The organism is Reyranella sp. (assembly GCF_004296935.1).
Taxonomy (GTDB): domain Bacteria; phylum Pseudomonadota; class Alphaproteobacteria; order Reyranellales; family Reyranellaceae; genus Reyranella.
Map to the genome: position 1 here is coordinate 21,381 of NZ_SCVH01000046.1, position 6,270 is coordinate 27,650.

General features: G+C 68.2%; 7 protein-coding genes. 6 read left to right on the forward strand and 1 reads right to left on the reverse strand.

Going from position 1 to position 6,270, the window contains the following annotated elements; all coding sequences use genetic code 11:
- The first annotated feature begins 40 nt into the window (after positions 1-40).
- From EPO55_RS06135 to EPO55_RS06145, 3 genes are all read left to right on the forward strand, one after another.
- Positions 41-1,570, forward strand: coding sequence for a thymidine phosphorylase family protein (locus EPO55_RS06135; protein ID WP_296335644.1), 1,530 nt, complete (start codon positions 41-43; stop codon positions 1,568-1,570).
- A complete protein-coding gene (locus EPO55_RS06140) occupies positions 1,567-3,180 on the forward strand; it encodes an MBL fold metallo-hydrolase (protein WP_296335645.1) in 1,614 nt (537 codons plus the stop codon). The genes EPO55_RS06135 and EPO55_RS06140 overlap by 4 nt, the downstream gene beginning before the upstream one ends.
- A 66-nt stretch (positions 3,181-3,246) precedes the next feature.
- A complete protein-coding gene (locus tag EPO55_RS06145; protein WP_296335646.1) occupies positions 3,247-3,579 on the forward strand; it encodes a hypothetical protein in 333 nt (110 codons plus the stop codon).
- A gap of 25 nt (positions 3,580-3,604) precedes the next feature.
- Here EPO55_RS06145 and EPO55_RS06150 read toward each other — a convergent pair whose 3' ends face one another.
- Positions 3,605-3,898 (reverse strand): hypothetical protein, encoded by a 294-nt coding sequence (locus EPO55_RS06150; protein WP_296335647.1) that lies wholly within the window; start codon positions 3,896-3,898, stop codon positions 3,605-3,607.
- Between the two features lie 110 nt (positions 3,899-4,008).
- Here EPO55_RS06150 and EPO55_RS06155 point away from each other — a divergent pair, with 110 nt between their 5' ends.
- The 3 genes from EPO55_RS06155 to EPO55_RS06165 form a co-directional block, all read left to right on the forward strand.
- Positions 4,009-4,653: a DUF2161 family putative PD-(D/E)XK-type phosphodiesterase gene (locus EPO55_RS06155; protein ID WP_296335654.1), complete on the forward strand. Its 645-nt coding sequence runs from the start codon at positions 4,009-4,011 to the stop codon at positions 4,651-4,653.
- A gap of 122 nt (positions 4,654-4,775) precedes the next feature.
- A complete protein-coding gene (locus EPO55_RS06160) occupies positions 4,776-5,483 on the forward strand; it encodes a hypothetical protein (protein WP_296335649.1) in 708 nt (235 codons plus the stop codon).
- A partial coding sequence (locus tag EPO55_RS06165; protein ID WP_296335651.1) for a hypothetical protein occupies positions 5,480-6,270 on the forward strand: 791 nt, incomplete at its 3' end. The genes EPO55_RS06160 and EPO55_RS06165, both read left to right, overlap by 4 nt.

Consider the following 6,270-nt stretch of genomic DNA (forward strand, 5'->3'; position numbering starts at 1 on the left):
AGGGATGCTTGAGGGCAGTCATGGGAATGATGCAGGTCAAATGCCGGCATCCGACCTGTGCCATACTCATTCGCATATGCTGCGGCTCAAGAAGCTTGGAATCGATACCTGCCATGAGACGGTGGCGTTTCTGTCACGTCGCTGCCCGCTCTACCGGGCCGAGGAATTCGTGGCCCTGGCCCGCATCGAGATCACCGGCGGCGGGCGGCGGATCGTCGCCACCCTGAACATCGTCGACGACGAGACGATCATGGCCGCCGACGAGTTGGGGCTTTCCCTGCTCGCCCATCGCCATCTGGGGCTGCCCGACGGCACGCCGGTCGAGATCGCCCAGGCCGCGCCGCCGCCCAGCCTCGATCACGTGCGCGCCAAGATCGACGGCGCCGTATTGTCGCCCGAGGCCTACCGGGCGATCGCCCAGGACCTGGTGGCACATCGTTATTCCAAGATGGAGATCGCCGCCTTCCTGATCGCCAGCGCGCGCTTCACGACGGCGCCCGAGGTGCTGTCGCTCACCCGGGCGATGGCGGCGGTGGGCGGCAAGCTGGTGTGGGACGGCGACGTGATCGTCGACAAGCATTGCATCGGCGGTATTCCCGGCAACCGCACCTCGATGATCGTGGTGCCGATCGTGGCGGCGCACGGACTCAAGATTCCCAAGACCTCGTCCCGCGCCATCACCTCGCCGGCGGGAACGGCCGACACGATGGAGGTTCTGGCCCGTGTCGATGTCGGGCCGGACGAGATGCGTGAGATCGTGGCCGCCGAGAACGGCTGCCTGGTGTGGGGTGGCCATGCCAATCTGTCGCCGGCCGACGACGTGCTGATCTCGGTCGAGCGTCCGCTGGCGCTCGACACTCCCGAACAGATGGTGGCCTCGATCCTGTCGAAGAAGCTGGCGGCCGGCTCGACGCACCTCGTGCTCGACCTGCCGGTCGGCCCGACCGCCAAGCTGCGCAGCCGCGAGTCCTTCGTGCGCCTGCGCAAGCTGTTCGAGTACATCGCCGACGAGGTCGACCTGAACGTCGTCGTGGTCGGCACCGACGGCAGCCAGCCGGTCGGCCGCGGCATCGGCCCCTGGCTCGAGGCGCGCGACGCGATGCAGGTTCTCGAGCGCGATCCGGCGGCACCGCGCGATCTCGAGGAGCGGGCGCTGCTGCTGGCGGGCCACGTGCTGGAGTTCGATCCGGCGCTGCGCGGCGGCCGCGGCATCGTGCGAGCGCGCGAATTGCTGGAAAGCGGGGCGGCGGCACGCAAGATGCGGCGGCTCATGGCGGCACAAGGCCCGCCACCGGAGACCTCGACGCTCGGTGTCTTGCGGCACGACGTCGTGGCCTCGCGCGACGGCGTGGTTACGGCGGTCGACTGCCTCCGGCTGGCGCGCGTCGCGCGGCTGGCCGGCGCGCCCATCGACAAGGGCGCCGGAGTCGACTTCTTCAAGAAGATCGGCGATCCGGTCGAGAAGGGCGAGCCGCTCTATCGCATCCATGCCGCGTTCGAGGCCGACTTCCGCTTTGCGTCCAAGTTCGCCTCCGAGGGCGACGGCGTCACTCTTTCAGGTCCGGCATGACGGTATCGCTGCACATTCACGGCGCGGCGGGGACGGTGACGGGCTCGTGCTTCCGGCTGGTCACCGCCCATGGCGCGCTGCTGGTCGACTGCGGGATGTTCCAGGGGCCGAAGTCGCTACGCGCTCTCAACTATCGTCCGTTTCCCTTCGAGGCTGCCGGGATCGGCGCCGTGCTGCTGACGCACGCACACATCGACCATACCGGCCTTTTCCCCAAGTTGGCGCTGGCCGGGTTCCGCGGACGTGCGTGGACGACGCCGGCAACGCGCGACCTGCTGCACTGGCTGCTGCCCGATGCTGGCGCCATCCAGGAGAACGACGTCGAGCGGCTGAACCGGCGCAACGCGCGCCGCGCCGAGGCCGAGGTGACGGCGATCTACACCAAGGCCGACGCCGAGGCCTCGCTCGAGCTCCTTCACCCGATTGCCTACGACCGCTGGTTCAAGCCGATTCCCGGCGTGCGCGCCCGGATGCGCAATGCCGGACATATCCTGGGCAGCGCCTTCATCGAACTGGAGGTCGACGCCAAGCCGGCGCCGATCCGGCTGGTCTTCTCGGGCGACCTCGGTCCGCTGGAAAAGGCGTTGCAGCCAGATCCCACACCGCCGGCTCCGGCGGATATCGCCCTGATCGAGTCGACATACGGTGACACGGTTCGCGAGCGGCTCACCGAAGCAGAACGCCGCGCCATCCTTGGCCGCGAGTTGACCGAGGGTTTGAAGGCCGGTGGCAACGTCATCGTGCCGGTCTTCGCGGTCGAACGGACACAGGAAATCCTGGACGATATCGCGGCATTGAAGCGCGCAGGCGAATTTGCGTCGGTGCCCATCTTCCTCGACTCGCCGCTGGCGGGGCGCACCACCGAGGTGTTCCATCGCCATCACGCCGCGCTGGAACGGTCCGCGGATGGCCATCCATTCTCCACCGGCGACTTCCGCCTCACCGAGACGATCGAGCAGAGCAAGGCTATCGGCCGGCTGCACGGCGGCGCGGTGGTGTTGGCGGGATCGGGCATGTGCGATGCCGGGCGGGTCAAGCATCACCTGAAGGATCATCTCTGGCGCCATGACTCGACGGTCCTGTTCGTCGGCTATCAGGCGCCGGGCACGCTGGGTGCGCTGGTCCGCAGCGGTCTGAAGCAGGTGCGGATCCATGGCGAGGAGGTGAGGGTCAAGGCGCGGATTCGCACCATCGATTCCTATTCGGGTCATGCCGACCGCGAGGAACTGGTGAACTGGGCGCGGCCGCTACTTGCCGGCCTTGCGACGGCGATCCTGGTCCATGGCGAAGCCGATTCGATCGCTGGCCTCGCCGAGGGTCTGGCGGCCGCGGGATTGGCGCGCGAGCGTGTCGCCGTGCCGTCGCTCGACCAGAGTTTCGAACTGGTTCAGCGCGACGGTCGCTGGACCGCCGTGGCGACGACAGCCGGCGCAGAGGCCCCGCGTTTGCCGGCCGAGGAGGCCAGCGCCCGCCGCGACTGGCACAACGACTACGCCCAGATCCTGCTCGACCTGCGCGGTGCGCTGCGTACGGCGCCGGATGACCGCAGCCGCCGCCGTCTCCTGCAGGAGATGCGTCGCGTGATCGGCGCGGCGAACGGCGGGCGCTGATTGCGGCCATTGACGGGCCGGCGGCGGCGGGCTCCATTTCGCCGCGTGACAATCGGGGGAGAATCAATGATGTCGACGGGGCTGCGCGGACACCGCCGCGCGATCACAGCACTATCCCTGGGCCTGCTGGCGATGGCCTGCGCCCCGGCGGTTCCCGATGAGCAGATCTTCACGCTGACCTGGGGCAAGCTCGGCCGGGGTTACGAGGCGTTCGTCAACGACCGCAACAATTGCGTCCAGGCCGCGAGCGTGGTGACCCGGGATGCCTCCGGACGGGAGCAGCCGATGCCGGCCGTCAGCGTCAGCCGCTTCAAGTCGTGCATGCGCTCGAGCGGCTGGGAACCGGTCGCCGGCGGCTACAGCGCACCGCTCGGCTATGACGTGCGCATCGTGCAGTAAGGCGCGATCGGCAGAGGCACCCGAATCACCCGCTGCGCTTCGGATCCGGGCGCGCCGCCTCGAGGCGCGCGATCGCCTTGGCGACCGTCTTGGCCTGGCGGTCCGAGAGGTGGCCGTTCGTCCGGTATTGCCGGCAGAGGTGCGCGAGGAAGGGGCTCTCGCTCGCATAGACCTGCGCCCGTTTCATCAAGACGTCGTGGACGTGGGGTGGTGCCTGCTTGGCCGATCGGGCCCGGTAGACCCTGATTGCGATGGCGACGACGAGGGCCATGCCCATGGCGATCAGGATCTGCGTCAGCGTGGGCATGCCGCTGGTCATGGGTGAAGCGCCGCCTCCGCGCGCCACTCCAGTGGCGCTCATTGTTCCCGAGAAAAAGCGCAACTGGAGTTGCGCGCTCCCAGCCATGATACACTCTTCTCCGCATGCCGTTGGAGAGTGATCTCTATGCGCCGGTGAAGGCGCTGCTCGAAGGACAGGGCTATGTCGTGAAGGGCGAGGTGCGCGGCTGCGATGTCGTGGCCGTGCGCGGCGCCGAGCCGCCGGTGGTGGTCGAGCTGAAGCGCGCCTTCGGCCTCGGCCTCGTCCTGCAAGGCGTCGATCGCCTGGCGCTCACCGATCTTGTCTATCTCGCGGTCGGCCAATGGCCCAAGCAGATGAAGAACGTCCGGAAGCTCTGCCGCCGGCTGGGCCTGGGCTTCATCGTGGTGAGCGGGAAAAAGGCCGACGTCGTGCTCGATCCGGCGCCTTACAGGCCGCGCCCGAACAAGCGCAAGGCCGGCCGCATGCTGGGCGAGCATGCGCGCCGCGTCGGCGATCCCAACCTTGGCGGCCAGGCAATGCGGGCGCCGCTGATGACGGCCTATCGCCAGGAGGCGCTGCGCTGCGCCGTGCTGCTGGACGGTGGCGGGCCGATGAAGCTCGCCGACATGCGCAAGGCCGCCGACGTGCCAAACGCCGCCAAGATCCTGCAGCAGGATGTCTATGGCTGGTTCGAACGGGTCGAGCGCGGCGTCTATGCGCTGACACCGGCCGGCAAGGCGGGACTGCAGCGCTTCGACCGCAAGAGCGCGTAGATGCCGATCGGGACTTTCCCGAGCCCGTACCAAAGGGGCAACATCTTTGACATTCATGCGCGGTGGCGGATGAGCTAATGTAGCAGCTGCCGCGTTCGGCTCGTCTTCGGGATGGCTCTGTCGTGAAATCACTCAATTGGCCGTTGCGCGGTCTGCTGGGACTCGCCGGCGCCATCCTCGCCTACCAGGCCTGGCCGGTGGCCCAAGGTGCATGGCAGGCCCAGAAGGCCGACGCCGTCCTTAACCAGCTACGCAACGGAGAGCCCGTCAAGATCGCCGACATCAACGCCGGGATCGTCGCCCTCAACAGCGCGGTCGCCGCCGATCCCGCCGCCGGTCGCTACCTGCAGCGCTCGCAACTGGTGGTTGGCGCCGCGCTCACGCCGACGCTCGACGTGCCGGTGGAGCAACGGGTGAACTGGCTCCGGAGCGCAGAGGGCGATCTCGTTGCCGGCCTGGGCTCCGCCCCGGGGCGTGGCGTTGCGTGGGCGCGCCTGGCCTCGGTGCGTCAGGGACTGGAGGGAAGCTCGCGCGGCGTGGTGGCCGCGCTTTTGATGTCGATCGACACCTCGCCACTGCTAAGCCCGCTCTGGCCGGCGCGGCTGCAGTTGATCCTCGACAATTGGGTTGCCTTCACGCCACAGGAGCGCGATCGGATCGCGGCCTATGTCGTCATGACGTGGCGTCTCAGTTCGGAGCGACGCTGGTTCGCCGGGGCCATCCGCACGCCGGTCGACGAACTGCTGATCCGCTATTTCCTGCGCGACGAGACCAAGGCGCAGGAAGAACTCGCCTACTGGATCGGCATCATCAAGAGGGACGGGAAATGACGCCGCACGGGGCGGGGCAAGACGCCGGCGAACAGGGCGCCGCAGAGCGCCGGCGGCCGCTGGTTCTCAGGCTGGCCGACACTCTCGTCATCGCGCTGTTCTTCGCGACGGTCATGCTGGCCGCGCTGCCGATGGGCGCCAACCGCGACTGGGCGTGGGCGCCGATCGCCGTGGCGCTCGGCCTGCTGGCGGTGCTCGTGGCGGCGGGCTTCGGCGCGGGGCGAGGCTTCGCGGTCGGCGAACGCGAACGCTGGCCGCTGCTGGTGCTGATCGTCTGCTTCGGCCTCTTCGTCGCCTTCGTCCTGCTGCAGGGCTCGTCGATCGCGCCGGGGTCGGGCAGCACCTGGCTCTATTTCGCGGCGCTTCGTATCCTGGGAAGTGCCCACGCCGCGGTGCCCGACATCGCCATCGACGCGGCGCGGAACGGATTGATGAAGTGCATCGCCTGCGGGCTGATCTTCGTGATGGCGCGGGCCATCTGCAAAGATCGCGATCACGCGCGGACACTGCTGGTGCTGCTGGTCGCCAGCGCCGCCCTGGTCATGACCTATGCCCTGATCATGCAGGTGACGACGCACAACTGCTACGTCGGCGGCTACCTCAAGAAGCAGGGCGTCTACGATCCGCGCGGGCAATGCCTGATGTCGGGCACCTTCGTGAACAGCAATTCCTTCGCCTGCTACATCGGCATGGGCGTGGTCGCGGCCATCGCCCTGATCCTGGCCGGCGGCCGCCGTGAGTCCGCCGCCCACTTCGACGGGCACGACATCCAGAGGCTCGAGTCGAT

Excerpts from the sequence above, each read along its gene's own strand:
- EPO55_RS06135 (WP_296335644.1), top strand. The coding sequence starts at position 41 with ATGCCGGCATCCGACCTGTGCCATACTCATTCGCATATGCTGCGGCTC.
- EPO55_RS06140 (WP_296335645.1), top strand. The coding sequence starts at position 1,567 with ATGACGGTATCGCTGCACATTCACGGCGCGGCGGGGACGGTGACGGGC.
- EPO55_RS06145 (WP_296335646.1), top strand. The coding sequence starts at position 3,247 with ATGATGTCGACGGGGCTGCGCGGACACCGCCGCGCGATCACAGCACTA.
- EPO55_RS06150 (WP_296335647.1), bottom strand. The coding sequence starts at position 3,898 with ATGACCAGCGGCATGCCCACGCTGACGCAGATCCTGATCGCCATGGGC.